Annotated in this window: 1 protein-coding gene; it reads right to left on the bottom strand. The window is 68.4% G+C overall.

Annotated features, from left to right (window positions below; all coding sequences use genetic code 11):
• Positions 1–18: 18 nt before the first annotated feature.
• On the bottom strand, positions 19–1,221 hold the full coding sequence (locus tag OTB19_RS42840; RefSeq protein WP_267804273.1) for an IS110 family transposase: 1,203 nt from the start codon (positions 1,219–1,221) through the stop codon (positions 19–21).
• Between the last annotated feature and the right edge of the window lie 204 nt (positions 1,222–1,425).

Below are 1,425 nucleotides of genomic sequence, written 5' to 3' on the forward strand. Positions count from 1 at the left end.
GGAATCTCAATGATCGTGTCAAGCCGCCTGCGTGACTGGCGGGGCGGAGGTGAACAGCCTCTTGTCACGCAGCATCGCCCAGAGCACGTCGACCCGGCGGCGGGCAAGCGAGAGCAGGGCCTGGGTGTGCAGCAGTCCCTCGGCCCGCTTCTTGAGGTAGTAGTCGCGGGAGGGTCCGGGTCGCATCATGGCGGTCTGGGCGGCCATGTAGAAGATGTGCCGCAGGCGCCGGTTGTAGCGCTTGGGCCGGTGGTAGTTGCCGGTGCGGCGGCCGGAGTCCCGGGCGACCGGTGCCAGGCCGGCGTGCGAGGCGAGACGGCCGGCGTCGCGGTAGCCGGACAGGTCGCCGACGATGGCGACGAACTCCGCGCCCAGGATCGGGCCCATGCCGGGCATGGACTCGATGATCTCGGCGCGGTCGTCGGTGCGGAAGGTCTCGCGGATCTCCCGGTCGTTGTCCTTGATCCGTTCGTCCAGGGCCAGGAGCTGGTGGGCGAGGTCGCAGACCAGTTTCGCTGCCCGCTTCTCGCCGGGAAGCGCGATCTGCTGGGACTGGGCGGCCTCCACGGCCTTGGCCGCGACGTCGGCGGCACTACGGACCTTGCGGCGTTCGAGCCAGGTAGTCAGCCGTCTGACGCCGATCCGGCGCAGGGCGGCCGGGGTCTGGTACTCGGTCAGCATGACGACCGGGCCCTTGGCCGCGGAGTAGTCGAAGGCCCGCTCCAGAGCGGGGCAGATACCGACCAGCAGGTCACGGAGCCGGTTGATGAGCCGGACCCGGTCGGCGATCAGGTCGGCCCGGTAGTTCGTCAGCACCCTCAGGTTAGAGACCAGCTCCGGGGGCGTGTCCAGCGGAGCGAAGTCCCGTCGCATTCTGGCCTGGTCGGCGATGACACGGGCGTCCTTGGCGTCGGTCTTGCCCTCACCGCGGTAGGCGCCGGTCATCCGGTTGACCGTGCGGCCTGGGACGTAGACGACCTGTTGGCCGTGGGCGACAAGCAGGGCCAGCAGCAAGGTCGAGGCCCGGCCGGAGATGTCCACAGCCCACCGCACCTCCTCGGCCCGTTCGCGAGCCGTGTCGATGAGGGTGAGGATCTGGGCCTCGTCGTTGATCACTTTCGTCGAGAACAGCGTCTCGCCGTCGGCGTCGACCGCCACCGCCCAGTGATGCCCCTTGCCGGCATCGATGCCGACCCATATCCGCGTGTCAGACGTGCTCAAGCCCGTCGCTCCGTATCCCTCGTGTCCAGCACTCCATGGCCCGAAGAACACCCCGCCGACAGGTCCCTAACCAGCGATGACCGCAGTTCTCAATCAGTGGTCGGAGCGTCCCGGAGGACCGGGCGGCCATTCCTTCCGAGTCATCAACGACAGACCCCCATCAGCCACACCCGGTCCTCCCGGACCGCCTCACATTCTTAGGGA

This window comes from Streptomyces sp. H27-H5, assembly GCF_026627505.1.
GTDB lineage: Bacteria > Actinomycetota > Actinomycetes > Streptomycetales > Streptomycetaceae > Streptomyces.